The sequence below is a fragment of the Streptomyces barkulensis genome, assembly GCF_002843305.1.
Classification (GTDB): Bacteria; Actinomycetota; Actinomycetes; order Streptomycetales; family Streptomycetaceae; genus Streptomyces; species Streptomyces barkulensis.
The window spans coordinates 78,045-102,749 of record NZ_PGSG01000025.1; the positions used below are offsets into that span (position 1 = coordinate 78,045).

Below are 24,705 nucleotides of genomic sequence, written 5' to 3' on the forward strand. Positions count from 1 at the left end.
AGCAGAGGAACCCGGCCATGGCAACGGCGCCCAGTGTCTCGTACTCGATGACCATCCGCCTGGAGGTGCCCGCCGGAGGAGCGGCGGTCAGCCAGCTCACCACGGCCGTGGAGTCCTCCGGCGGCTCGGTCATCGGTCTCGACGTCACCGCCTCCGGCCACGAGCGGCTGCGCATCGACGTCACGATCGCCGCCTCCTCCACCGCGCACGCCGACGAGATCGTCGCCAAGCTGCGCGAGGTCGAGGGCATCGCCATCGGCAAGGTCTCCGACCGGACCTTCCTGATGCACCTGGGCGGCAAGATCGAGATGGCGTCCAAGCACCCCATTCGCAACCGCGACGACCTCTCCATGATCTACACGCCGGGTGTGGCCCGGGTCTGCACCCAGATCGCGGCCAACCCCGAGGACGCCCGACGGCTGACCATCAAGCGCAACTCCGTCGCCGTCGTCACCGACGGCTCGGCCGTGCTGGGCCTGGGCAACATCGGCCCGAAGGCCGCGCTGCCGGTCATGGAGGGCAAGGCGGCCCTCTTCAAGCGCTTCGCGGGCATCGACGCCTGGCCGCTGTGCCTGGACACCCAGGACACCGACGCCATCGTCGAGATCGTCAAGGCCGTCGCCCCCGGCTTCGCGGGCATCAACCTGGAGGACATCTCCGCCCCCCGCTGCTTCGAGATCGAGGCGCGGCTGCGCGAGGCGCTGGACATCCCCGTCTTCCACGACGACCAGCACGGCACCGCCATCGTGGTGCTGGCCGCGCTGACCAACGCGCTGCGCGTCGTCGGCAAGCACATCGAGGACGTGCGGGTGGTGATGTCCGGCGCCGGAGCCGCCGGCACGGCCATCCTCAAACTGCTGCTGGCCGCCGGAGTGAAGCACGCGGTGGTCGCCGACATCCACGGCGTGGTGCACTCCGGGCGCGCGGACCTGGTGGACGCCGCCCCCGACTCGCCGCTGTGCTGGATCGCCGACAACACCAACCCCGAGGGCGTCACCGGCACGCTCAAGCAGGCCGTCGTCGGCGCCGACGTCTTCATCGGCGTCTCCGCCCCGGACGTCCTCGGAGCCGAGGACGTGGCGGCGATGGCCGAGGGCGCCATCGTCTTCGCGCTCGCCAATCCCGACCCGGAGGTGGACCCGGCCGTCGCCCGCCGGACCGCCGCGGTGGTGGCCACCGGCCGCTCGGACTTCCCCAACCAGATCAACAACGTGCTGGTCTTCCCCGGCGTCTTCCGGGGTCTGCTCGACGCCCAGTCGCGCACGGTCAACGAGGAGATGATGCTGGCCGCGGCACGGGCGCTGGCCGACGTGGTGCACGAGGACGAGCTGAACGCGAACTACGTCATCCCGAGCGTCTTCAACGACAGGGTCGCGGGCGCGGTCGCCGGAGCGGTGCGGGAGGCCGTCATCGAGGCCGGGGAATCTGTGACGACCACCACGATGCCCTGACCGCATGAGATCGGCGCGTCGGGGGCATCCCACCCGGATGGCCCCTTAGGGTGGCGAAAGCCGCACCAAGGGTGGCCACGGAGTGTAATCGTGGCGTGTCACAGGCGTCGCCCGGGCGATGCCGCGGGGTGCCGGATTGGCATTACCACCGCAGGTGGGGGCAGGATGCTCCCCCGAGGGCTGCGTCCTGGGGGCGCCCCCGCGGACGCAGAAGGTCTGGCAGCAGACCCGGGTCCGGGGACTGTCCGAGGGCCCTGGCAGCATCGGCTTCGATCTCATGCCTCACAGGCAAGAAAAACACGGGAGTACGAATTATGAACCGCAGTGAGCTGGTGGCAGCGCTGTCCGAGCGCGCCCAGGTGACCCGCAAGGACGCCGACGCTGTGCTGGCCGCGTTCGCCGAGACCGTCGGCGAGGTCGTCGCCAAGGGCGACGAGAAGGTCACCATCCCCGGCTTCCTGACCTTCGAGCGCACCCACCGTGCCGCTCGCACCGCGCGCAACCCGCAGACCGGCGACCCGATCGAGATCCCCGCCGGCTACAGCGTGAAGGTCTCCGCGGGCTCCAAGCTGAAGGAGGCCGCCAAGGGCAAGTGAGCCCTGGCGCGGCACCGTACAGGCGCATGCACGAGGGCGGTCACCCCTTTTCGGGGTGACCGCCCTTCGCGTTCCGTGCGGACCCCCGGCCGGGGGCCGGTGGGGGTCAGGCGGGCAGTTCGACGCGCGCGCCCAGCGCCGGCAGTTTCTCCATGAAGTTCTCGTAGCCCCGGTTGATCAGGTCTATCCCGTGGACCCTGGAGGTCCCCTGGGCCGCCAGGGCGGCGATCAGGTACGAGAAGCCGCCGCGGAGGTCCGGGATGACCAGATCGGCCCCCTGGAGCTTCGTGGGGCCGGACACGACCGCCGAGTGGAGGAAGTTGCGCTGGCCGAAGCGGCACGGCATGCCGCCCAGGCACTCGCGGTAGAGCTGGATGTGCGCGCCCATCTGGTTGAGGGCGGAGGTGAAGCCCAGCCGCGACTCGTACACCGTCTCGTGGACGATCGACAGGCCCGACGCCTGGGTCAGGGCCACCACCAGCGGCTGCTGCCAGTCGGTCTGGAAGCCGGGGTGCACGTCCGTCTCCAGGGCGATGGCCTTGAGCGCGCCGCCCGGGTGCCAGAAGCGGATGCCGTCGTCGCCGATCTCGAACTCGCCGCCCACCTTGCGGTAGGTGTTGAGGAAGGTCATCATCTCGCGCTGGCTGGCCCCGCGCACGTACACGCTGCCCTCGGTCGCCAGCGCCGCGCTCGCCCAGGAGGCGGCCTCCAGGCGGTCGGGCAGGGCGCGGTGGTTGTAGCCGCCGAGCTTGTCCACACCGGTGATGCGGATCGTCCGGTCGGTGTCCATGGAGATGATCGCGCCCATCTTCTGCAGTACGCAGATGAGGTCCTCGATCTCCGGCTCCACGGCGGCGTTGGAGAGTTCGGTCACGCCCTCGGCCAGCACGGCCGTCAGCAGGACCTGCTCGGTGGAGCCGACCGACGGGTAGGGCAGCTTGATCCGGCAGCCGCGCAGCCGCTGCGGGGCCTCCAGGTACTGGCCGTCGGCGCGCTTCTCGATCGTCGCGCCGAACTCGCGCAGCACGTCGAAGTGGAAGTTCACCGGACGTCCGCCGATGTCGCAGCCGCCCAGGCCGGGTATGAAGGCGTGGCCCAGCCGGTGCAGCAGGGGGCCGCAGAAGAGGATCGGGATGCGGGAGGAGCCCGCGTGGGCGTCGATGTCGGCGACGTTGGCGCTCTCCACGTGGGAGGGGTCGAGCACCAGCTCACCGGATTCCTCGCCCTTGCTCACGGTGACGCCGTGCAGTTCGAGCAGGCCCCGGACGACCCGTACGTCGCGGATCTCGGGGACGTTGCGCAGCCGGCTCGGTTCGCTGCCGAGCAGTGCGGCGACCATGGCCTTGGGCACGAGGTTCTTCGCGCCCCGGACTCTGATCTCGCCCTCCAGCGGTGTGCCGCCGTGGACAAGGAGTACGTCGTCGGTGCCGGTCATGGGCCTCGCGTTCCAGGATGAAGAAGAGCAGGGGCACAGGGAATGGTAATGGCCGTGCGCCCGGGCCGTATCCGTCCGTCCGGGGCGCGGACGGAGGCCGGAGGACGGCCGGGGGGCGGCCCGTGACGGCGCCGGGTCGCGCCCGCTCACGCGCCGTCTCCGGGCCGCTGCACGGTGTTGTCCGGGATTCGGGGCCCCGTCCCGGCCCGGAGTGCGGGATCATTGGGGCATGACCGAGGTGACCTCGCTCACCGGGCGGCTGCTCGTCGCGACACCGACGCTGACCGACCCGAACTTCGACCGTGCGGTGGTGCTGCTCCTCGACCACGACGAGGAGGGCTCGCTCGGCATCGTCCTCAACCGGCCGACGCCCGTGGACGTCGGCGACGTACTGGAGCCCTGGGCCGCGCTGGCGGGGGAGCCGGGCGTGGTCTTCCAGGGCGGGCCCGTCTCGCTGGACGCGGCGCTCGGGGTGGCCGTCATCCCGGGGAGCGAGGGCCCGCTGGGGTGGCGGCGGGTGCACGGGGCCATCGGTCTGGTGGACCTGGAGGCGCCGCCCGAACTGCTGGCCGCGGAACTGGGCTCGCTGCGGATCTTCGCCGGCTACGCCGGTTGGGGGCCGGGCCAGCTGGAGAACGAACTGGAGGAGGGCGCCTGGTACGTGGTGGAGTCCGAACCCGGCGACGTCTTCGCGCCCGAACCGGAGCGACTGTGGCGGTCCGTGCTGCGCCGCCAGCGCAGCGAGCTGGCGATGGTGGCCACGTATCCCGACGATCCCTCACTGAACTAGGGCGTGTCGTGGAAGAGGCGTCGCGCGCCCGTGGGCGTGCACGGCGCCGCCCGCGGGCGGGACTTCCACGACACGCCCCGGAGCCCCGGCCCGCTGCTCCGGACGGGGCGGGCCCGGGTGCCCCCGGGTGCGGTCGCAGTACCCTTGGGGCCCATGAGCACTCCTGAGCCCGAGCGCGGGACGGGCACCGGCACCCTCGTCGAGCCCACCCCGCAGGTGTCCCACGGCGATGGCGACCACGAGCGCTTCGCCCACTACGTCCAGAAGGACAAGATCATGGCCAGCGCGCTCGACGGGACCCCCGTCGTCGCGCTCTGCGGCAAGGTCTGGGTCCCGGGGCGCGACCCCAAGAAGTACCCGGTCTGCCCCATGTGCAAGGAGATCTACGAGTCCATGGGAGCCGGCGGCGACAAGGGCAAGGGCAAGGACGGCGACGGCGGGAAGTGACGCCGCCTCCCGGCGGTTCCCCCTCCTCCCCCGTCCGGCCCTGATCCGCCCCGCACAGGGTCCGTCACTCCTTCAGCGGCCCCCGGAACGCACCCCGGTGCGTTCCGGGGGCCGCCGTGCGTCCGGGCAGGCGTCCGGGAGCGGCCGGGACGCCTTGTCGGCCGTCGCGGGTTGCCCTACTCTCCTGTGCGGTTGTGCATAGCGAAACAGATATTGCACAGGATGCAACGCTGCTTCTCCAGGGTCGCCCCGGAGCGGGACGCCGAGGACGAGGGCACGCGCCGACGGCCTGCGCGGCCCGCGGAACACACGAGGAGAACCGGGCATGTACGAGCCCGATCTGGTCCCCCTGCCGCGCTCCGTCGAGGACGGCGGCGGACGGCTGGCACTCGACGCGCGGACGGCGCTCGACGCCGGCCCCGGCGCCGGGCGGGCCGCCCACTGGCTGCGCACCGCCCTCGCCGCGGCCACCGGCCTGCCCCTGCCGCCCGCGGGCCAAGGCGGCGGGGAAGGCGCGGGCGGCGGCCGCGGCGCCGTCGTACGGCTGCGCGTGGACGAGACGGTGGCCGCCGAACTCGGCCCCGAGGGTTACCGGCTGGACGTGACCGGCGACGGCGCCGAGATCCGCGGCGGCGCGGCCCCCGGTGTCTTCTGGGGCGCCCAGACGCTGCGGCAGCTCCTCGGCCCCGCCGCGTACCGCCGCGCGCCGCTGCCCGGACGCGCCTGGTCGCTGCCCTGCGTCCGGGTGGCCGACGCGCCCCGCTTCGCCTGGCGCGGCCTCATGCTGGACACCGCCCGGCACTTCACGCCCAAGGACGGCGTGCTGCGCTGGATCGAGCTGCTCGCCGCGCACAAACTCAACGTGCTGCACCTGCATCTGACGGACGACCAGGGGTGGCGCCTGGAGATCGAGCGCTTCCCCCGGCTCACCGAGGTCGGCGCCTGGCGCGGGCGAACGAAGCTGGGGCACCGGGCCTCCCCGCTGTGGGACGTGCGCCCGCACGGCGGCTTCTACACCCACGACGACATCCGCGAGATCGTCGCCCACGCCGCCGGGCACCACATCACCGTCGTCCCCGAGATCGACCTGCCCGGCCACTCGCAGGCGGCCGTCGCCGCCTACCCGGAACTGGGCAACACCGACGCCCGCGCGGACGCCCCCCGGGTGTGGGACGACTGGGGTGTCAGCCCCGAGGTCCTGGCCCCCACCGAGGACGTACTCCGCTTCTACGAGGGTGTGTTCGAGGAGGTGCTGGAGCTGTTCCCGGGCGAGTTCGTGCACATCGGCGGTGACGAGTGCCCCGCGGACCAGTGGCGGCGCTCGCCGACCGCGCGGGCACGGGCGGAGCGGCTCGGCCTGGACGGTGTGGAGGCCCTCCACGGCTGGTTCGTACGGCACTTCGACCGCTGGCTGGCCGAGCGCGGGCGCCGCCTCGTGGGATGGGACGAGATCCTGGGGGCCGGCACGAACGGCACGAACGGCACGAACGGCACGGCCGGTACGAGCGGCGCGGGACTCGGCCCCGGCGCGGTGGTCTCCTCCTGGCGGGGCCGCTCGGGCGCGGTCGCCGCCGCACGGGCCGGGCATGACGCGGTGATGTGCCCCGAGCAGCAGGTCTACCTCGACCACCGGCAGGACGACGGCGAGGACGAGCCGGTGCCCATCGGGTACGTGCGCACCCTGCGCGACGTGTACGGCTTCGACCCCGTGCCGCCCGAACTCGCGGGCACCGGCGCGGCGGAGCACGTCCTCGGCGCGCAGGCCAACCTGTGGACGGAGGTCGTGGACGACCAGCGGCGCGCCGACTACCAGGCCTTCCCGCGGCTGGCCGCCTTCGCCGAGGTGGTGTGGTCGGGGCCGGGCGGCGGGGACGGGGCGGAGGGCCCCGGGGATCTCGAGCGGCGGTTCGGGGACTTCGAGCGGCGGATGGCCGCCGCCCACTACGCCCGCCTCGACGCCCTGGGCGTGGCCTACCGGCCGCCGTCCGGGCCGCACCCGTGGCAGCGCCGCCCCGGCATCGAGGGGCGCCCGTTCGAGGAGCCGCCGGAGATGTCCTGAAGACCGGTCCCCTGGCCGCTCCCGAACCGCTCCCGAACGACGCCCGAACCGCTCCCGAACGACGCCCGAACCGCTCCCGAACGACACCCGAAACAGCCCGTATAAAGTAGTACAAGGTCTCCCAGGAGTGGCAAGGCGCTTGTCTCGGTGACAACCGCCGAAAGCGGGCCATCGGCCAGGTCAGGGACGGATGCTGCCTTCACGGACCCCGGCTCCGGCGGCCCCCCGGAATGTGCCAGAGTTGCCACGTCCGGGTTCCCAGCACGTACGGTACGGCTGGGCAGCCGGGACGACCGGGGAAGGGGCGCTGGATTGAGCACGCACGCACCGCACGCACCACGGGCGGCGCAGCCGGTCATGCTGCCGGCCACGCTCGACGAGGCCGTGGCCGCTCTCGCCGCCACGCCTGCCGCCGTGCCCGTCGCGGGCGGCACCGACCTGATGTCCGGGGTGAACTCCGGGCTGCTGAGGCCCGCGGCGCTGGTCGGCCTGGGCCGGATCAGCGAGATCCGCGGCTGGGAGTACCAGGACGGCCACGCGCTGCTCGGCGCCGGCCTCACCCACGCCCGTATGGGACGCCCCGACTTCGCCGCCCTCATCCCCGCCCTGGCCGCCGCCGCCCGCGCCGCCGGACCGCCGCAGATCCGCAACGCCGGGACGCTCGGCGGCAACATCGTCACCGCCGCGCCCACCGGCGACTCCCTGCCCGTCCTGGCCGCGCTGGAGGCCACGGTGCTGATCGCGGGTCCGGGCGGCGCGCTGCGCGAGGTCCCCGTCAGCCACCTGCTGACCGGCATGGAGATGCTGCGGCCCGGCGAGATCGTCGGCTATGTGCGCGTGCCGCTGCTGCACGCCCCGCAGACCTTCCTCAAGGCCACCGGCCGCACCGGCCCCGGACGCGCCCTGGCCTCGGTCGCCGTCGTGCTCGACCCCGTCCGCCGCGGGGTGCGCTGCGCGGTCGGCGCCGTCGCGCCGATGCCGCTGCGCCCGGTGGAGGCCGAGCAGTGGGTGGCGTCGCTCATCGACTGGGACGGACGACGGGCCCTGGCCCCCGAGGCGCTGGCCGCGTTCGGCGACTACGTCGCCATGGCCTGCATCCCCGATCCCCCCGCCCCGGAGGGCGGGGGGGAGGCCCCCGTACTTCCGCCCGCGGCACTGCACGTACGGCGTACGGTGGCGACACTGGCCCGACGGGGGCTCGGGAGGGCACTCGCATGAGCAACGACCAGCAGGGGCCGTTCCGGCAGGACGGCCGGCCCGTACCTCCTCCGGCGCCCGAGGGCGGCTGGGGAGGCGAGTACGACGGCGACTCCACCGCCTTCATACAGCTTCCCGAGAATCTGCCGGGTCCGTACCAGTACGGGCCCGCCGACGGGCCCGGAGGCATGCCCGAGCCGCTCGCCGCGCCGGGCACCGGACACGGCTGGGAGCCGCCAGCCATCGACCCCGGCGCCCCCCCGGCGCCGGGGAGCCGGACTCCGCTGACCCCGGAGGCCACCACCGACCCGGCGGCCCCGGTGCAGTGGACCATGCCGTTCGCCGGGAACCAGGCGGAGCCCGCGGAGTACGCGGACCCCGCCTCCTTCGGCGAGCCCCCGCGGCCCGAGGGCGAGCGGACCCCGCCGCAGGGCGCGGCCGCCGCCATGGGGCAGGGCGCCGCGGCGGCCCTGGCCGGCTCGCACGAGGCGCGTGTACGGCAGCAGCGCCGTCCGCGGGAGACGGAGGACCCCGGCGGCGACTGGAGCGCGGTACCCGCGCCCGGCGCGACCGGCCAGTGGTCGATCCCGTTCGCGGCCGCGGGCAGCCCCGACGACTCCGGCGAGTACCTGGCCGCCGCGGCGGCGGGGCGGGTGCCCGAGCCGCCGCCGGCCCGCGGTCCGGGGGAGGCGGACGACCCGGGGGCACACGCCCCGGAGGCACACGACCGGGAGACGGCTGAGCCGGGGGACACGGCTGAGCCGGGGGATACAACGGAGACGGCGGAGCCGGGGGAGCCGGGCACGAAGGACGCTCCGGAGGCCGAAGACGCCCCGGACGCCCCGGATGTCCCGGACGCGGGGGAGCCGCCCGCCGACCAGCCCGCCGACCCCTCCGTGCCGCGCGCCGCCGAGGTCGACAGCGAGCACCCGCACGTCTCGTACGTCCTGCGCGTCAACGGGTCCGAGCGGCCCGTGACCGACGCCTGGATCGGCGAGTCCCTGCTCTACGTGCTGCGCGAGCGCCTCGGCCTGGCGGGCGCCAAGGACGGCTGCTCGCAGGGGGAGTGCGGGGCCTGCTCCGTCCAGGTCGACGGGCGCCTGGTCGCCTCCTGCCTGGTGCCCGCCGCGACCACCGCCGGATCCGAGATCCGCACCGTCGAGGGACTGGCCCAGGGCGGCAAGCCCTGCGACGTGCAGCGGGCGCTCGCCGCCTGCGGCGCCGTGCAGTGCGGCTTCTGCGTGCCCGGCATGGCGATGACCCTGCACGACCTCCTCGAGGGCAACCACGACCCGACGGAGCTGGAGACCCGCCAGGCCGTCAGCGGCAACCTCTGCCGCTGCTCCGGCTACCGGGGCGTGCTCGACGCCGTCCGCACGGTCGTCGCCGAGCGCGAGGCCGCGGCCGCCGCGCTCGCCGAGGTCCGGGAACGGGAGGCCGAGGCACGGGAGGCCGGGGCCGCGGGCCACCGCACCGGCGACGGCGGGGAGCGGGGCGACGGCTCCCGCGTCCACATCCCGCACCAGGCCGGGCCGGCATCGCCCCGCACCCACCACGACCCGCCGCAGGACGGAGGCGCGCAGTGAGCAGTGACGCGGTGACCGCCACCCCGGCCCAGGGAGTGCCCCTCACCGGTACGGCAGCGGGGCAGGAGGCCGAGCAGGCGCGGCACGGACTCGGAGCCTCGCTCCAGCCCGCCGACGCACTCGCCAAGGTCCAGGGGACCTTCCCCTACGCCGCCGACCTGTGGGCCGAGGGGCTGTTGTGGGCCGCCGTGCTGCGCTCCCCGCACCCGCACGCCCGCATCGTCTCCGTCGACACCGCGCCGGCCGCCGAGATGCCCGGCGTGCGGGCCGTCATCACCCATGAGGACGTGCCCGGCGACGCCACCCACGGCCGCCGGGTCGCCGACCGGCCCGCCTTCGCCCGCGACACGGTGCGCCACCACGGCGAGCCCATCGCCGCCGTCGCCGCCGACCACCCCGACACCGCGCGGCTGGCCGCCGCCGCCATCGCGGTCGAGTACGAGATCCTGGAGCCGGTCACCGATCCGGAGAAGGCCTTCGAGGCCGAGTCGATCCACCCGGACGGCAACCTGATCCGGCACATCCCCCTGCGCTACGGCGACGAGTCCGTCACCGGGGAGGTGGTCGTCGAGGGCCTGTACCGCATCGGCCGCCAGGACCCGGCCCCCATCGGAGCCGAGGCCGGACTCGCCGTGCCGCGCACCGACGGCGGAGTGGAGATCTACACCGCCTCCACCGACCCGCACACCGACCGCGATCTGGCCGCCGCCTGCTTCGGGCTCCGCCCCGAGCAGGTCAAGGTCGTCGTCACCGGCGTCCCCGGAGCCATGGCCGACCGCGAGGACCTGAGCGTGCAGCTCCCGCTCGGTCTGCTGGCGATGCGGACGGGCTGCCCGGTCAAGCTCGCGGCCGGCCGCGAGGAGTCCTTCCTCGGCCACGCCCACCGCCACCCCACCCTGCTGCGCTACCGCCACCACGCCGACTCCGACGGCCGGCTGGTCAAGGTCGAGGCGCAGATACTGCTGGACGCCGGCGCCTACGCCGACGACTCCGCCGACGCGCTGGCCGCCGCCGTCTCCTTCGCCGCCGGCCCGTACGTGGTACCCCACGCCGCGATCGACGGCTGGGCCGTGCGCACCAACAACCCTCCGTCGGGCCATGTGCGCGGCGAGGGCGCGATGCAGGTGTGCGCCGCGTACGAGGGCCAGATGGACAAGCTCGCCGCCAGGCTGGGCATGGACCCGGTCGAGCTGCGGATGCGCAACGTCATGGCCACCGGCGACCTGCTGCCCACCGGCCAGACCGTCACCTGCCCCGCACCCGTGGCCGAACTGCTGCGCGCGGTGCGTCAGGCGCCGCTGCCGCCGCTGCCCGCCGACGGAGCGGACGGCGCCCCGGGCCCGGAGGAGTGGCTGCTGCCCGGCGGCCCCGAGGGCGCCGGCGACCCCGGCGCGGTGCGGCGCGGCATCGGCTTCGCGCTGGGCATGGTCCACATGCTGGGGGCGGAGGGCGCCGACGAGGTGTCCACGGCCACGGTGAAGGTCGACGGGCCCGTCGCCACGGTGATGTGCGCGGCCGTGGAGACCGGACAGGGCTTCTCCACCCTCGCCCGGCAGATCGTCCAGGAGATCCTCGGCGTCGAGGAGGTGCACGTCGTCGCCGTCGACACCGACCAGCCCCCGGCCGGACCGGGCGCGCGCGGGCGCCACACCTGGGTCTCGGGCGGCGCGGTGGAACGGGCCGCCAAGATGGTCCGCACCCAGCTCCTCCAGCCGCTGGCCGCGAAGTTCGGGATGTCCACCGAGCTGCTGACCATCGCCGACGGAAAGATCACCTCCTACGACGGAGTGCTCAGCACCACCGTCGCCGAGGCCCTGGAGGGCAAGGAGCTGTGGGCCACCGCCCAGTGCCGCCCCCACCCCACCGAGCCGCTGGACGACACCGGCCAGGGCGACGCCTTCGTCAGCCTGGCCTTCGCCGCGATCCGGGCCGTGGTGGACGTGGACGTGGAGCTGGGTACGGTCCGGGTGGTGGAGATGGCCGTGGCCCAGGACGTGGGCCGGGTCCTCAACCCCCAGCAGCTGCGCGCCCGGATCGAGGCGGGCGTCACCCAGGGCGTCGGCGCCGCCCTCACTGAGCACCTGCGGGTCTCGCGCGGCGTGGTGCGCCACCCCGACCTGACGGCCTATCCGCTGCCGACCGCGCTGGACGCCCCGGACATCCGGATCGTGGAGCTGGTCGAGGAGCGGGACGTGGTCGCGCCCTTCGGCGCGAAGTCGGTCAGCGCGGTGCCGGTGGTGGTCTCCCCGGCGGCGGTGGCGGCGGCGGTGCGCGCGGCGACCGGACGCCCGGTCAACCGGCTGCCGATCCGCCCGCAGGCCGCGGTGGCCAACCCCTGAGCACCGCCGGCCCCGGCGGCGCTCAGCCCCGGGGGCGGGGGAACAGGGCGGGGGAGGCCTGGGTGAGGCTGGCGCCGGTGTGCGCGTCGCGGCGCACCGGCTCGGGGCCGTACCAGTCCAGGCACATCACGGTCGCGTCGTCCTTCAGCTCGCCTCTGTTGGCGTCCAGGACCGCCATGGTCAGGATCTGGGTCGCCTCGCGCGGATGGAGCTCCTGGGTGTCCTTGAGCAGCGCGGGCAGGTCGACGAGCCGGGAGCGGCGGTCCAGCATCCCGTCGGTGAGGATGACCAGCCGGTCACCCGGCCGCAGCTCCATCCCCTGCACCTCGTACAGGCGCTGCGAGGGGACCCCGAAGGGCAGGTTGACCCTCAGCCCGACCTCCTCCACCCTGCCGCCCCGCAGCAGCAGGGGCCAGGGGTGGCCCGCGTTGACGAGCGAGACCCGCCCGTCGCGCAGGCCCACCCGCAGCAGCAGCCCCGTCGCCATGGCGCCGCCGCTGTGGTCGACCATGGCCCGGTGGGCCCGCCGCGCCTGCTCGGCCAGGTCGCAGCCCGCGCGGCGCGCGCCCCGCAGGGCGCCGACCAGCAGGGTGGCGAGCATGGCGGCGTTCACCTCGTGGCCCATGGCGTCGGTGACGGACAGGTGCAGGGTGTCGCGGTCCAGGGCGTAGTCGAAGGTGTCCCCGCCGACGTTGCCCGCCGGCTCCAGCGCTCCGGCCACCGCGAACTGCGCGGCCTCGCACGACAGCGAGGAGGGCAGCAGATTGTGCTGGATCTCGGCGGCCAGACTGAGCGGGGCCGTCCGCTGCCCCCACTGGTAGAGGTCGGTGAAGCGCTGGTTGGCGATGACGATGTAGGCCAGTGTGTGGGCGGCCCGGCTGATCTCCCGCAGCGTCCTGCGGTCCGGATCGGCCGGGACGCGCACCTCCAGCACACCGATGGAGTCCCCGCGGTTGGTGACCGGGGCGAGCACCCGCTGTCCGCTGTCCCCGTCGACGGAGCCGGCCAGCCGCAGCCGCTGGGTGCGGATCACGTCGCCGTAGACGGTCCCGAACAGCGGGATGGTCTCCGTGCTCTCGCCCGTCCCGACCTCGCCCGCCGTGCTCATCCGCACCACCGACTGCCGTGCCAGGTCGGTGATGAGGAACGACACCGAGGTCGCGCCGAAGCGCCGCTTGAGTTCCCGGGCCACCACATCGACGGACTCCACCGGCGACGCGGCCTCCGCCGCCGCCAGGATCCCCGTGTGGGTGCCCCGTTCGGTGTCGTACTCGACCGTCATCGTCAACTCCCCTCGCCGGAACACGCTCGTTCCGGGCCGTCGTCGGCGCGCTCCGGCCCTCCACCCCGGATGCCGCGCCCGTCAAGATCCGCTGCCGTGCCTTCTGTGGTCCGTATGCCCCGGCTTTCCGTTTCAGTGCGCGCGGCCGTGCGGCGAGCCCCGCTGCCGGTCGTGCGGCGGGCCGTGCGGGCGCCCCCCCCGGAGCGGGGCGAACCGCCCGGGAACACGCTCCTCCGGGCCGGCGGAAGACCCCTTCCCGGAGACCTGGGTCCGAAGGACGAGCCGGTCACCGCCCTATGACAGGCGCCAGTGTCGGAGACGGGCCTTACTCTGAGCGCATGACCGCACTCGACGACGAGCTCGACGGCCCCCCGGTCGGGGACCTCGGCACAGTGGCCCCCGTCACCCCCGTCCTCACCCCCGTCCTCACCCCGGTGCCCACACCGGAGGCGGACGGCGGGGTGCTGGGCCGCACCTACCGGGCGCTGACCCTGGGCATCGTCTCCGTCGTCCTCCTCATCGCCTTCGAGGCCACGGCCGTCGGCACGGCCATGCCCGTCGCCGCCGACCGGCTCGACGGGGTGTCGCTGTACGCCTTCGCCTTCTCCGCCTACTTCACCACCAGCCTGCTGGGCATGGTCGCCGCCGGCCAGTGGTGCGACCGCAGCGGGCCGCTGGCGTCGCTGGCCGCCGGGATCGGGTCCTTCGCCGTCGGCCTGCTGCTGTCGGGCACGGCGGCGCAGATGTGGGTCTTCGTCCTCGGCCGCGCGGTGCAGGGCGTCGGCGGCGGCCTGGTGATCGTCGCGCTGTACGTCACCGTCGGCCGCGCCTACCCCGAGCGGCTGCGGCCCACGGTGATGGCCGCCTTCGCGGCCTCCTGGGTGATCCCGGCCGTCGTCGGACCGCTGATCGCCGGCACGGTCACCGAGCAGCTCGGCTGGCGCTGGGTGTTCCTGGGCATCCCCGCCCTGGTCGTCCTGCCCATCGCGGTCATGCTGCCGCCCCTGCGGCGGGCCGCCGCGGGGCCGCCGCCCGGCGGTGCGAGGCCGCCGGACCGCCGGCTGATGCGGCTGGCGGTGGCGGTGTCGCTGGGGGCCGGGCTCCTCCAGTACGCCGGCCAGGACCTGCGCTGGATCTCCCTGGTACCGGCCGCGGCCGGGGCGGCCCTGATGGTCCCGGCCGCGCTCGGACTGCTGCCGCGCGGCACGTTCCGCGCCGCGCGCGGGCTGCCGACGGTGGTGCTGATGCGCGGCATCGCGGCGGGATCGTTCATCGTGGCGGAGAGCTTCGTTCCGCTGATGCTGGTGAGCCAGCGCGGGCTGTCGGTGACGATGGCCGGCCTCTCCCTCGCGGCGGGCGGCGCGACCTGGGCGCTGGGCTCCTTCCTCCAGTCCCGGCCCTTCGCCGAGGCGCACCGGGAACGGCTGGTGCGGTACTGCATGGTGCTGGTGACGGCGGGGATCGCGGCCACACCGCTGGTGCTGCTGGAGTCCGTGCCGGTGTGGACGGCGGCGGTCGCGCAGGCGGTGGGCTGCTTCGGGATGGGCGTGGTGATCTCGTCCACGAGCGTGCTGCTGCTGAAGCTGTCGAAGCCGGAGGAGGCGGGCGCCAACTCCGCCGCCCTCCAGCTGAGCGACGGGCTGTCCAACATCGTGCTGCTCGCCGCCTGCGGCGCGCTCTTCGCGGGCCTGGGCGGCGGCGCGGTGTCGGTGGGGCACGGCGCGGGCCAGGCGGCGGGCGCCGCCTCGGCCTCCCACCCGGCGGCGTTCGTGGCGGTCTACCTCCCGGCGGCGGCGGTCGCCCTGGCGGGCGCCCTGGTGGCGGGGCGGCTGCGGGCGGGGAGGTGAAACCATGTGCACGCGGCACCGTCCGGCCCATAGCGTTGGGCCATGAAGACGAACCGCGGCGCCGCAGGACGCCTTCGGACTTCCGCCGAGCCGGGCGAGCGCGCCTCCCGCGAGAAGGCGGTGCGCGAGACGGCCGGCCGCGAGGCCGCCAGGTGGCGTGAACTTCTGGAGCGGCTGAAGTGAGTTTCTTCCACCTCACCCCCGAAGAGGTCCTGACCGTCACCGAATACGCCTGCGACGACATGCGGGTGGCCGTGCGCGACGCCGGCCTGCTGGAGTCGGCGGCGCACCGTCCCGCGGCCTCGGCGTTCGGCGAGGAGGTGTACCCGGACGTGTTCGGCAAGGCCGGGGCCCTGCTCCAGGCGCTGGCGATCAACCATCCGTTCGTCGACGGCAACAAGCGGACGGCGTGGCTGTCGTGCGTGACGTTCCTGTCGCTGAACGGCGAGCGGCTGCGTCCCGACATCGACGCCGCCGAGGAACTGGTGATCGCGGTGGCGACCGGGGAACTGGACGACGCCCGGCTGATCGGCGAGCGGCTGCGCCTGCTGCGGGACACCGCCGATCCGTGATGTGGACCGCACCCCGGTCCGCTCCCCGGGATGTCACCCGGATGGCGGACCGGGCGCCCCGGTAGTCTGACGCGGTTGCCGATCGCCGACCCAGTTCAGCGGAGACCGTGACTACCACGACCACGTCCCACCACCTCTCGCCCGCGTTCCCCGGCCGCGCCCCCTGGGGTACGGCGGGCAAGCTGCGCGCCTGGCAGCAGGCCGCGATGGACTCGTACATCGAGAAGCAGCCGCGCGACTTCCTCGCCGTCGCGACCCCGGGCGCGGGAAAGACGACCTTCGCCCTCACCCTGGCCTCCTGGCTGCTGCACCACCACGTCGTGCAGCAGGTGACGGTCGTCGCGCCGACCGAGCACCTGAAGAAACAGTGGGCCGAGGCGGCGGCGAGAGTGGGCATCAGACTGGACCCGGAGTACAGCGCGGGCCCGCTGGGCCGCGAGTACCACGGGGTGGCGGTGACGTACGCCGGGGTCGGAGTGCGCCCGATGCTGCACCGCAACCGCTGCGAGCAGCGCAAGACGCTGGTCATCCTGGACGAGATCCACCACGCCGGCGACACCCGCTCCTGGGGCGAGGCGTGCTTCGAGGCGTTCGAGCCCGCCACCCGCCGCCTCGCCCTGACCGGTACGCCCTTCCGCTCGGACACCAACCCCATCCCGTTCGTCACCTACGCCGAGGACGGCGAGGGGATCCGCCGCTCGGTGGCCGACTACACCTACGGCTACGGCAAGGCGCTCGCCGACGGCGTCGTGCGCCCGGTGATCTTCCTGTCCTACAGCGGCAACATGCGCTGGCGCAGCAAGGCGGGCGACGAGCTGGAGGCCAGGCTCGGCGAGCCGATGACCAAGGACGCCGTCTCCCAGGCCTGGCGCACCGCGCTCGACCCGCGCGGCGACTGGATGCCCAGCGTGCTGCGCGCGGCCGACACCCGGCTGTCGGAGGTCCGCAAGGCGATCCCGGACGCGGGCGGGCTGGTGATCGCCGCCGACCAGGACTCGGCGCGCGCCTACGCCAAGCTGATCCGCGAGATCACCGGCAGCGCCGCGACCGTCGTGCTCTCCGACGACACAGGCGCGTCCAAGCGGATCGAGGAGTTCAGCGGATCCGACGACCGCTGGATGGTCGCGGTGCGCATGGTCTCCGAGGGCGTGGACGTCCCCCGCCTGGCGGTCGGGGTGTACGCCACGACGATTTCCACGCCGCTGTTCTTCGCCCAGGCCGTCGGCCGCTTCGTGCGTTCCCGGCGGCGCGGCGAGACGGCGTCGGTCTTCCTGCCGACCATCCCCATGCTGCTGGGCTTCGCGCACGAGATGGAGGTCGAGCGCGACCACGTCCTGGACAAGCCCAAGAAGGGCGGGGACTCCGAGGAGGACCCGTACGCGGAGGAGGCCGGCCTCCTCGAGGAGGCCGAGCGGCAGCAGGACGAGGACACCGGCGAGCAGGACCAACTGCCCTTCGAGGCGCTGGAGTCGGACGCGGTCTTCGACCGGGTGATGTACGACGGCGCCGAGTTCGGGATGCAGGCCCACCCCGGCAGCGACGAGGAGCAGGACTACCTGGGCATCCCCGGGCTGCTGGAGCCGGACCAGGTGCAGTTGCTGCTCCAGAAGCGGCAGGCGCGGCAGATCGCGCACAGCCGCCGCAAGCCGGACGCCGAGGCCGACCTGCTGGAGACGCCCGCCGAGAAGCGCCCGGTGGTCACGCACAAGGAGATGCTGGAGATGCGCCGGCAGCTCAACTCGCTGGTCGGCGCGTACTCCCACCAGAGCGGCAAGCCGCACGGCGTGGTCCACACCGAGCTGCGCCGGGTCTGCGGCGGGCCGCCCACCGCCGAGGCGACGGCCGGACAGCTCCAGCAGCGGATCGCCAAGGTGCGCGAGTGGGCCACCCGGATGCGGTGACGCGGGCGGGCCCGGGGACGGGCACGAAGGGCAGGGACGTGGAGGGCGCGGACGCGATCGGGTCCGCGCCCTCCACGCATTCCGTACGCTCCCGCGGGTTCCGTACGCCTCCGCGGGCTCCGTACGCCTCCGCGGGTTCCGTACGCTCCCGCGCATTCCACGCGACCCGCACGCCCCTTACCACCCGGTAGACGCCATGAGCGCGGTTGTGTGCATCTGTGCGCTATGCGCATGGACGTGAGAGCGTACCCACGCCGGGGCCGGGCCGCTGTGACCTGCTGCTGTACGCAATGCGGATAAACCATGCCAGCCGCGCCCGGATTCTGGACAGAGTCTTCCGGACGGCGGACGGGATCGCTAGGTTTCCCGTCACGCACACGCCCCGTGGCAGCGCCGCCTCGGAGCGCAGCCGGTGCGGCCCGCCAAGCGACCGGCGGCTCGCCGGGAACAGCATGCGCGCCGCCGACGGGACCGGTGGCGCATCTCCCGGAACGGAGTCGTCGGCACACAACGGAGGAGGGGGCGTCGTGACCGCGGAGACATCTCAGACGCTCGACCGGGGACTGCGCGTCCTCAAACTGCTCGCCGACACCGACCACGGCCTGACCGTCACCGAGCTCTCCAGCAAGCTCGGGGTCAACCGGACGGTCGTCTACCGACTGCTCGCCACACTGGAGCAGCACTCCCTGGTGCGCCGGGACCTGGGCGGCCGGGCCCGTGTCGGGCTCGGGGTGCTGCGGCTGGGGCGGCAGGTCCATCCGCTGGTGCGTGAGGCGGCCCTGCCGGCGCTGCGGGCGCTGGCCGAGGACGTGGGCGCCACCGCGCACCTGACACTGGTCGACGGCAACGAGGCCCTGGCCGTCGCGGTCGTCGAGCCGACCTGGACCGACTACCACGTCGCCTACCGCACCGGTTTCCGCCACCCGCTCGACAAGGGCGCGGCGGGGCGCGCGATCCTCGCCGGGCGCCGCCCGGACCGGGACCTGGAGGACGGCTACGTCCTCACCCGCGGCGAACTGGAGGCCGGAGCCTGCGGCGCCGCCGCACCGCTGCTGGGGGTCAGCGGCATCGAGGGCAGCGTCGGCGTGGTGATGCTGTCGGAGTCGGTGCCGCAGAAGGTGGGGCCCCGTGTGGTGCAGGCGGCGCAGGATGTCGCCGACTTCCTCCGTTAGCGGCCGGCGGAGCCCGGCCGACGCGCGCGGGGCGGCGGTGAACTAGATTCACCCCCATGCCGGCTCTGTCCTCCCGTACCCTGGCCCTCGCGATCTGCGGGACACTCGTCGCGGCGCTGTTCGCGGTCGCCGCGCTTCTCCCGCTGCCGTTCTCGGTCGCCCAGCCCGGGATCACCGCGGACGTCCTGGGCGAGTACCGGGGCAGGCAGGTCATCACCGTCGACGGGGCCGGCGATCCCGGCGGCGGCGACCCCGGGGCGGGCGAGCCGGAGGGGCGGCTGCTGGCGACCACCATCGCGGCGACGGCGCCGGACACGACCGTGCGGCTGGCCGACGTGGTGGACGCCTGGTTCGACACCGACCGCGCGGTGATGCCGCGCGACTCGGTCTACCCGGTCGGCGACGACGCCGAGGAGATCGAGGAGCACACCACCGCCCAGATGGAGCAGTCGCAGGCGGAGGCGGTGACGGCCGCACTGCGCCAACTGGGCAGGTCCGCCGACGAGGTCGAGGTGGAGCTGCGGCTCGCGGACGTCGGCGGTCCCAGCGCCGGGCTGGTGTTCGCCCTCGGGGTCGTCGACGAGATCGACGACGGCGACCTCACCGGCGGCCGTACGATCGCCGGAACCGGCACCATCACCGCACGCGGCGAGGTCGGCCCGGTCGGCGGCGTCCCGCTCAAGACCCAGGCGGCGGCGCGCGACGGCGCCACCGTCTTCCTCGTCCCCGAGGCGGAGTGCGACGACGCGCGGACCGAACTCCCCGAGGATCTGCGCCTGGTGCCCGTCACCACCCTGGAGGGCGCGCTGAACGCGCTGAGGGCGCTGCGGGACGGCGGCCACGTACCGGGCTGCTGAGTCCTCCGAAAGCCGGGGGAAGCCCCCGCACCCGCGGGCGGAACCCGCACCCCGGCCGGGGGTACGGGCCGGCCGGGGCGCGGTGGGGGCGGTTTGGCGGTGGGGTGGGGCGCTGCTTGGATACAGGCCATGAGCCACCCGACGCCTCCGCCTCCCCACATACCGCCTCACACGGCGCCGCCCCACACGCCCCCGCCCGGCCTCCCCGGACAGCCCGGCCCCTTTGGGCCGTACGCCTACGCGCCCCCGCCGTACCCGTACGCGCCGCCGCCGCTGCCGGGCCCGCCGCCGGAGCTGGTGGCCCCGCTGGGCAGGCGCTTCCTGGCGAAGCTGGTGGACGCTCTGGTCATGGCGGCGATCGTGGCCGGGATCACCGTGCCGTGCGCCGTGCACCTGGAGACCGACCCCGAGGGCGTGACGGAGGGGCTGGCCATCACCGGCATCGTCTTCTCGCTCCTGTTCGCCTTCCTCCTCTACGACCCCGCCCTCACCGCCACCGGCGGCACCGTGGGGAAGCGGCTGTGCGGGCTGAAGGTGGCGCGTGTCGAGACCGGCGAGCAGGTGGGTTTCGGGGCAGCGCTGGGACGCCATCTGATGGCGGGGCTCATCAACAACGCGATGTGCGTGCCGCTCGCCTATCTGTGGTGCACCTGGGACAAGCCCTTCCACCAGGGGCTGCACGACAAGATCGTGCGCACCGTGGTGGTCCGCACCAGGTGACGGGCCCGACGGCGGAGCGCGGTGCCGCGCCCGGAAACGGGCCGCGGCCCCGCCGTCAGGGAGGCGGGGCCGCGGGGACGTGCGCGCGGCGCGCGCGGCGCACGGGGAACGGGAGGCGGCGGCTCAGAGGTTGCCGCGCCGCTCCTGCTCGCGCTCGATGGCCTCGAACAGGGCCTTGAAGTTGCCCTTGCCGAAGCCCATGGAGCCGTGGCGCTCGATCATCTCGAAGAACACCGTCGGACGGTCCTGGACCGGCTTGGTGAAGATCTGCAGCAGATAGCCGTCCTCGTCGCGGTCGGCGAGGATCTTCAGCTCGCGCAGCTCCTCGATCGGCACCCGGGTCTCGCCGACCCACTCGCCCAGGGTGTCGTAGTAGGAGTCGGGGGTGTCCAGGAACTCCACACCGGCGGCGCGCATGGCCCGCACGGTGGCGACGATGTCGTTGGTGGCGAGCGCGATGTGCTGCACGCCCGGACCGCCGTAGAACTCCAGGTACTCGTCGATCTGCGACTTCTTCTTCGCGATCGCGGGCTCGTTGAGCGGGAACTTCACCTTGCGCTTCCCGTCGGCCACGACCTTGGACATCAGCGCGGAGTACTCGGTGGCGATGTCGTCGCCCACGAACTCCTTCATGTTGGTGAAGCCCATGACCTTGTTGTAGAAGGTCACCCACTCGTCCATCTTCCCCAGCTCGACGTTGCCGACGCAGTGGTCGATGGCCTGGAAGAAGCGGGGGCCGGGTTCGGTGATCGGCTTCGCCGCGGTGAAACCGGGCAGGTAGGGGCCGTCGTAGCCGGAACGCTCCACCAGGGTGTGGCGGGTCTGGCCGTAGGTGGCGATGGCGGCCAGCACGACGGTGCCGTGCTCGTCCTTGACCTCGTGGGGCTCCTCCAGGCCGGTGGCGCCGTGCTCGATCGCGTAGGCGTACGCGGCCCGCGCGTCCGGCACCTCGATGGCCAGGTCGATCACGCCGTCGCCGTGCGCGGCGACATGCTCGGCGAGGAACCGGCCGCGCTCGGTGGCCGGCTTGATGACTGACGTGAGGACGAAGCGGGCGGAGCCCGACTCCAGGACATAGGAGGCGGTCTCGCGGTTGCCGTTCTCGGGGCCGGAGTAGGCCACGAGCTTCATGCCGAAGGCCGTGGAGTAGTAGTGCGCGGCCTGCTTGGCGTTGCCCACGGCGAAGACGACCGCGTCCATCCCCTTCACCGGGAAGGGATCGGCCTGCCGGGCGGTGCTGGGGGTGTTGTGCATGGTCTCAGTCATGGCCGCAGACTCCCGCTGTTCCACAAGATGCGCAATAGTTCGTGCGAACGCTGAGCAACCTGTACAGTGATTCCCCTGTCATTCCGGACGATCTGTACAGGATGACCACCAGGGAGGCGGATCATGGGCATCGACGAGCTGGACGGCCGGCTGCTGGAACTGCTCGCCGCCGAGCCGCGCATCGGCGTGCTGGAGGCCTCCCGCCGCCTGGGAGTGGCCCGGGGCACCGTGCAGGCGCGGCTGGACCGGCTGCAGGGCGGCGGGGTGATCCGCGGCTTCGGGCCCGACGTCGATCCCGCGGCCATCGGCTACCCGGTCACCGCCTTCGCCACGCTGGAGATCAGGCAGGGGCAGGGCCGCGACGTACGGGCGCACCTGGCGACCGTCCCGGAGGTGCTGGAACTGCACACCATCACCGGCCGCGGCGACATGCTCTGCCGTCTGGTGGCACGCTCCAACGCCGACCTCCAGCGGGTGATCGACAAGGTGGTCGGGTTCGAGGGCATCATGCGGGCCTCCACGGCCATCGTCATGGAGAACCCGGTGCCGCTGCGGATCGTCCCGCTGGTGCGCCAGGCGGCCGGGGACGCCGGAGCGTCCGCCTCCTGACACGCTGTCATGGACCCGGGGGTCCGCGGGGGGACGACGGGGGTTCGGTGTCGCTGGATGGGGGTGGGGTCGCCGATGGCCGGGGCGAGGGGTGTCCCGTCTCTGGTAGATGTGGAGCCAGCGCTCCCCGGCCCACGCCGCCGGACGGGGAGCGGCACACGCCACAGCGACGGCCGAGCAGATACGGGACCGGACACATGAGCGCCCCTCCGTCAGCATCCGCCAACGGCAGCCCGGGTCCGGGCTACTACCCCGATCCGTCCATTCCGGGATACATCCGCTACTGGAACGGCGCCGCGTGGGTACCGGGAACGAGCCGCCCCGAGCCCCGCGAGGGCGAGCCGATGCCCGCCGCGCCCCCCGGGGTCGTGGTGCAGGCCCCGCCCTCGCCCGCCGTCCCCGCGCCCGCCGTCCCCGCCGTCCCCGCGGCCGGTTCCCCGGCGCCGGCCGAGTCCCCGCAGGAGGAGACGGGCCCGGTCTTCCTGGACGAGGAGGGGGCCGCGGACGCCGGGGGCCGGGCCGGGTCCCCGGCGTCCGCTCCGGGCGACTCCCTGCCCCAACTGCGCGGACGCGGCGAGGTGGAGATCCGCCCGGGGGACCGGGCGGCCGCCTGGAACGACCCCTCCCGGCCGCACGGCGGACCCGAGCCCGCGTCCGCCTGGCAGGCCGACGCCGCCCGGCAGACGGGCCTCGACGGGGAGCGGGACGGCCGCGTCTCCTGGGGCACGGGCGATCCGGGCGAGGGGGCGGCCCCGGCCGCACCGGCACTGGGCGCGGGCCGTGCTCCGCAGGCGCTGGGACCGGGCCCGGACCCGCGCGGCGGGAACGCACAGCCGCGCGACGAGGGCACCGTGCGGATGCGGCCCGTACGTCCCGAGGGCACCGGCACCGCCCCGGCGGCGGGCGGACGGCCCGTCAGGCCAGGGGACATCGTGGGGCTGCGGCGTACGGAGGCGCCCGAGGCGGGAGCTCCGGCCGTACCGGCTCCGGGCGTACCGGCTCCGGGCGTACCGGCGGCGCCCGCGCCCGCCGATCCGGTGGGTCCCGCCGCTCCCGTCACGCCCGCCGGTCCCGCGTCCGGGCAGCCCTCCTGGACACGGCAGGTGCACGAACTGGCCCAGCGCGCCCCCGTGTCCGCCGATCCGGCCCCCGCACCGCACGCCCCCGCACCGCACGCCCCCGCACCCGCCGTGCCGCAGCAGCAGTCGCCGGCCGGGCGGCCCGGCGGCCCGGAGCAGGTCGTACCCTGGCGCCCCCCGGCCGACGACCCCTTCCTGCGGGCCGCCCGGCGGCAGGCGCGCCCCGCCGGGCTCGGACGCCGGCTGGGCGCCCGTGTGGTGGACGGCGTCCTCACCGCGGCGGTGGCCGCGGCGGTGGCCCTCCCGTTCGCCGGCCCCAGCACCGAGCACTTCCGCGAGCAGGTGGAGGCGGCCGAACAGGCCGGTGAGACACGGCAGATCTGGCTGGTCGACGGCACCACCGGCGTCTACCTGGCGATCGTGCTCGGCGCCCTGCTGGCGTTCGGACTCCTCTACGAGGTACTGCCCACCGCCCGGTGGGGCCGCACGCTCGGCAAGAAGCTGTTCGGCGTCCGGGTGCTCGACATCGAGGAGCAGGACGCCCCCTCCTTCGGCGCAGCGCTGCGCCGCTGGCTGGTGTACGGACTGCTGGCGCCACTGGGCGTCGGAGTGGTCAACGTCCTGTGGTGCCTGTTCGACCGGCCGTGGCGGCAGTGCTGGCACGACAAGGCGGCGCGCACCTTCGTGGCACGCGGCACCGAGGAGTCCGGCCCGCTCGGATGACGCCCGGGGCCGAAGCGTCCCGGGTCCCCCGAACGGCCCGTCCCTGATGCGCGGCAGGCCCCGGCGCGGTCGACTCTGAGCATGAGATATGCGAAGGCCGTGCCGGATACGGAGGCCGTGCCGGACGCCGAGGCCCCACCGCCCCGGAGAAGGCGGCCGTACGGCCGGCACGCGCGGCCCGGTGGCCCGTGCCCCGGCCGGATCAGCGGCGCGAGGAGGTCTCCGCCAGGCGTCGGCCGCCGTCGGCGGTCTCCGTGCCGCGCTGCGCGGGCACCGCGCCGGCCACCGGACGCGAGGTCGCTGAGGAGCGGCGGCCGGGCGCCCTGACCGCGACGAGCAGTCCGAGTGCGAGCGCCGCACTCGCGACGACCGCGATCCCCGCTCCCGAACGCGCCTGCGACACCAGTAGCATCGCGAGAGCCGAGAGGATGACGGTGGCCGAACCGTAGGCGAGCTGTGCGGGATTCGGACGCGGCATGACGGAATCCGTCCTCCGGGATCGGTGGTTGACCGGGGGCGAGGCCGCCGGACGGCGAACGTGGTCCGTCGAACGACTCTACGATGCCGGATGCCCGTACGCAGCCGCGGGTAAGCACGGCCTGACCCACCGCCACCGACACGCCGATGCACAGGGGGCGCACGGAATCACGCCGCGGCCCTACCGTCATCGGCCGCTACCGTCCGGTCTCCGGACTCCGCAACTGGCTAGCCGGACAACCTACTTGCGTGGCGTGTTCAAATCAAGGGCTGTTTTTTCGGCCGCCGCTCATGTCGAAT

Annotated in this window: 21 protein-coding genes; 17 read left to right on the forward strand and 4 right to left on the reverse strand. The window is 74.1% G+C overall.

Annotated elements, in window-relative coordinates:
• Positions 1 to 17: 17 nt before the first annotated feature.
• Together CUT83_RS04895 and CUT83_RS04905 are read left to right on the forward strand one after the other, a co-directional pair.
• Positions 18 to 1,451 carry an NAD-dependent malic enzyme gene (locus tag CUT83_RS04895; RefSeq protein ID WP_093849812.1) on the forward strand — a complete coding sequence of 478 codons (1,434 nt, stop codon included), beginning with the start codon at positions 18 to 20 and terminating at the stop codon, positions 1,449 to 1,451.
• Between the two features lie 314 nt (positions 1,452 to 1,765).
• Positions 1,766 to 2,047, forward strand: a complete 282-nt coding sequence (locus tag CUT83_RS04905) for an HU family DNA-binding protein (protein ID WP_093654109.1) — start codon at positions 1,766 to 1,768, stop codon at positions 2,045 to 2,047.
• 106 nt (positions 2,048 to 2,153) lie between these two features.
• Here CUT83_RS04905 and murA read toward each other — a convergent pair whose 3' ends face one another.
• Positions 2,154 to 3,482 carry a UDP-N-acetylglucosamine 1-carboxyvinyltransferase gene (gene murA, locus CUT83_RS04910; protein WP_101254625.1) on the reverse strand — a complete coding sequence of 443 codons (1,329 nt, stop codon included), beginning with the start codon at positions 3,480 to 3,482 and terminating at the stop codon, positions 2,154 to 2,156.
• Between the two features lie 229 nt (positions 3,483 to 3,711).
• Between murA and CUT83_RS04915 the strand changes: the two genes are divergently transcribed.
• The 6 genes from CUT83_RS04915 (at position 3,712) to CUT83_RS04940 (ending at position 11,900) form a co-directional block, all read left to right on the forward strand.
• Positions 3,712 to 4,272, forward strand: a complete 561-nt coding sequence (locus CUT83_RS04915) for a YqgE/AlgH family protein (protein ID WP_101254626.1) — start codon at positions 3,712 to 3,714, stop codon at positions 4,270 to 4,272.
• Positions 4,273 to 4,425: 153 nt separating this feature from the next.
• Entirely contained in the window at positions 4,426 to 4,719 is a 294-nt protein-coding gene (locus tag CUT83_RS04920) for a DUF3039 domain-containing protein (RefSeq protein ID WP_101254741.1), read from the forward strand.
• 325 nt (positions 4,720 to 5,044) lie between these two features.
• Positions 5,045 to 6,778, forward strand: a complete 1,734-nt coding sequence (locus CUT83_RS04925; RefSeq protein ID WP_101254627.1) for a beta-N-acetylhexosaminidase — start codon at positions 5,045 to 5,047, stop codon at positions 6,776 to 6,778.
• A gap of 357 nt (positions 6,779 to 7,135) precedes the next feature.
• Entirely contained in the window at positions 7,136 to 7,996 is an 861-nt protein-coding gene (locus tag CUT83_RS04930) for an FAD binding domain-containing protein (RefSeq protein WP_101254628.1), read from the forward strand.
• Entirely contained in the window at positions 7,993 to 9,561 is a 1,569-nt protein-coding gene (locus tag CUT83_RS04935; RefSeq protein WP_101254629.1) for a 2Fe-2S iron-sulfur cluster-binding protein, read from the forward strand. The genes CUT83_RS04930 and CUT83_RS04935 overlap by 4 nt, the downstream gene beginning before the upstream one ends.
• Positions 9,558 to 11,900: a xanthine dehydrogenase family protein molybdopterin-binding subunit gene (locus tag CUT83_RS04940; RefSeq protein ID WP_173915026.1), complete on the forward strand. Its 2,343-nt coding sequence runs from the start codon at positions 9,558 to 9,560 to the stop codon at positions 11,898 to 11,900. Before CUT83_RS04935 ends, CUT83_RS04940 begins: the two co-directional genes overlap by 4 nt.
• Positions 11,901 to 11,922: 22 nt before the next feature.
• On the opposite strand, the gene CUT83_RS04945 is transcribed toward CUT83_RS04940, so the two are convergent.
• The gene (locus CUT83_RS04945; protein WP_101254630.1) at positions 11,923 to 13,182 is read right to left on the reverse strand and encodes a PP2C family protein-serine/threonine phosphatase; all 1,260 of its coding nucleotides are present in this window, start codon (positions 13,180 to 13,182) and stop codon (positions 11,923 to 11,925) included.
• A 338-nt stretch (positions 13,183 to 13,520) separates the two neighbouring features.
• On the opposite strand from CUT83_RS04945, the gene CUT83_RS04950 reads away from it, so the two are divergent.
• The 7 genes from CUT83_RS04950 to CUT83_RS31335 all read left to right on the forward strand — a co-directional run bounded on the left by CUT83_RS04950 (position 13,521) and on the right by CUT83_RS31335 (position 20,251).
• Positions 13,521 to 15,029 (forward strand): MFS transporter, encoded by a 1,509-nt coding sequence (locus CUT83_RS04950; protein WP_101254631.1) that lies wholly within the window; start codon positions 13,521 to 13,523, stop codon positions 15,027 to 15,029.
• 42 nt (positions 15,030 to 15,071) lie between these two features.
• A complete protein-coding gene (locus CUT83_RS30010; RefSeq protein WP_158238965.1) occupies positions 15,072 to 15,212 on the forward strand; it encodes a hypothetical protein in 141 nt (46 codons plus the stop codon).
• Complete coding sequence (locus CUT83_RS04955) at positions 15,209 to 15,601, forward strand: type II toxin-antitoxin system death-on-curing family toxin (RefSeq protein ID WP_101254632.1); 393 nt, start codon at positions 15,209 to 15,211, stop codon at positions 15,599 to 15,601. The genes CUT83_RS30010 and CUT83_RS04955 overlap by 4 nt, the downstream gene beginning before the upstream one ends.
• 107 nt (positions 15,602 to 15,708) lie before the next feature.
• Positions 15,709 to 17,502 carry a DEAD/DEAH box helicase gene (locus CUT83_RS04960; RefSeq protein WP_101254633.1) on the forward strand — a complete coding sequence of 598 codons (1,794 nt, stop codon included), beginning with the start codon at positions 15,709 to 15,711 and terminating at the stop codon, positions 17,500 to 17,502.
• A 527-nt stretch (positions 17,503 to 18,029) separates the two neighbouring features.
• On the forward strand, positions 18,030 to 18,674 hold the full coding sequence (locus CUT83_RS04965; RefSeq protein ID WP_101254634.1) for an IclR family transcriptional regulator: 645 nt from the start codon (positions 18,030 to 18,032) through the stop codon (positions 18,672 to 18,674).
• Between the two features lie 56 nt (positions 18,675 to 18,730).
• On the forward strand, positions 18,731 to 19,531 hold the full coding sequence (locus CUT83_RS04970) for a S16 family serine protease (RefSeq protein WP_101254635.1): 801 nt from the start codon (positions 18,731 to 18,733) through the stop codon (positions 19,529 to 19,531).
• Between the two features lie 129 nt (positions 19,532 to 19,660).
• Positions 19,661 to 20,251 (forward strand): RDD family protein, encoded by a 591-nt coding sequence (locus CUT83_RS31335; RefSeq protein WP_101254636.1) that lies wholly within the window; start codon positions 19,661 to 19,663, stop codon positions 20,249 to 20,251.
• A gap of 123 nt (positions 20,252 to 20,374) precedes the next feature.
• On the opposite strand, the gene hppD is transcribed toward CUT83_RS31335, so the two are convergent.
• Entirely contained in the window at positions 20,375 to 21,517 is a 1,143-nt protein-coding gene (gene hppD / locus CUT83_RS04980; RefSeq protein ID WP_101254637.1) for a 4-hydroxyphenylpyruvate dioxygenase, read from the reverse strand.
• A gap of 123 nt (positions 21,518 to 21,640) precedes the next feature.
• On the opposite strand from hppD, the gene CUT83_RS04985 reads away from it, so the two are divergent.
• Together CUT83_RS04985 and CUT83_RS04990 are read left to right on the forward strand one after the other, a co-directional pair.
• Positions 21,641 to 22,126, forward strand: a complete 486-nt coding sequence (locus CUT83_RS04985; protein ID WP_101254638.1) for an Lrp/AsnC family transcriptional regulator — start codon at positions 21,641 to 21,643, stop codon at positions 22,124 to 22,126.
• 197 nt (positions 22,127 to 22,323) lie between these two features.
• Entirely contained in the window at positions 22,324 to 23,928 is a 1,605-nt protein-coding gene (locus CUT83_RS04990) for an RDD family protein (RefSeq protein WP_101254639.1), read from the forward strand.
• 202 nt (positions 23,929 to 24,130) lie between these two features.
• On the opposite strand, the gene CUT83_RS04995 is transcribed toward CUT83_RS04990, so the two are convergent.
• Positions 24,131 to 24,406, reverse strand: coding sequence for a hypothetical protein (locus CUT83_RS04995; protein WP_101254640.1), 276 nt, complete (start codon positions 24,404 to 24,406; stop codon positions 24,131 to 24,133).
• Between the last annotated feature and the right edge of the window lie 299 nt (positions 24,407 to 24,705).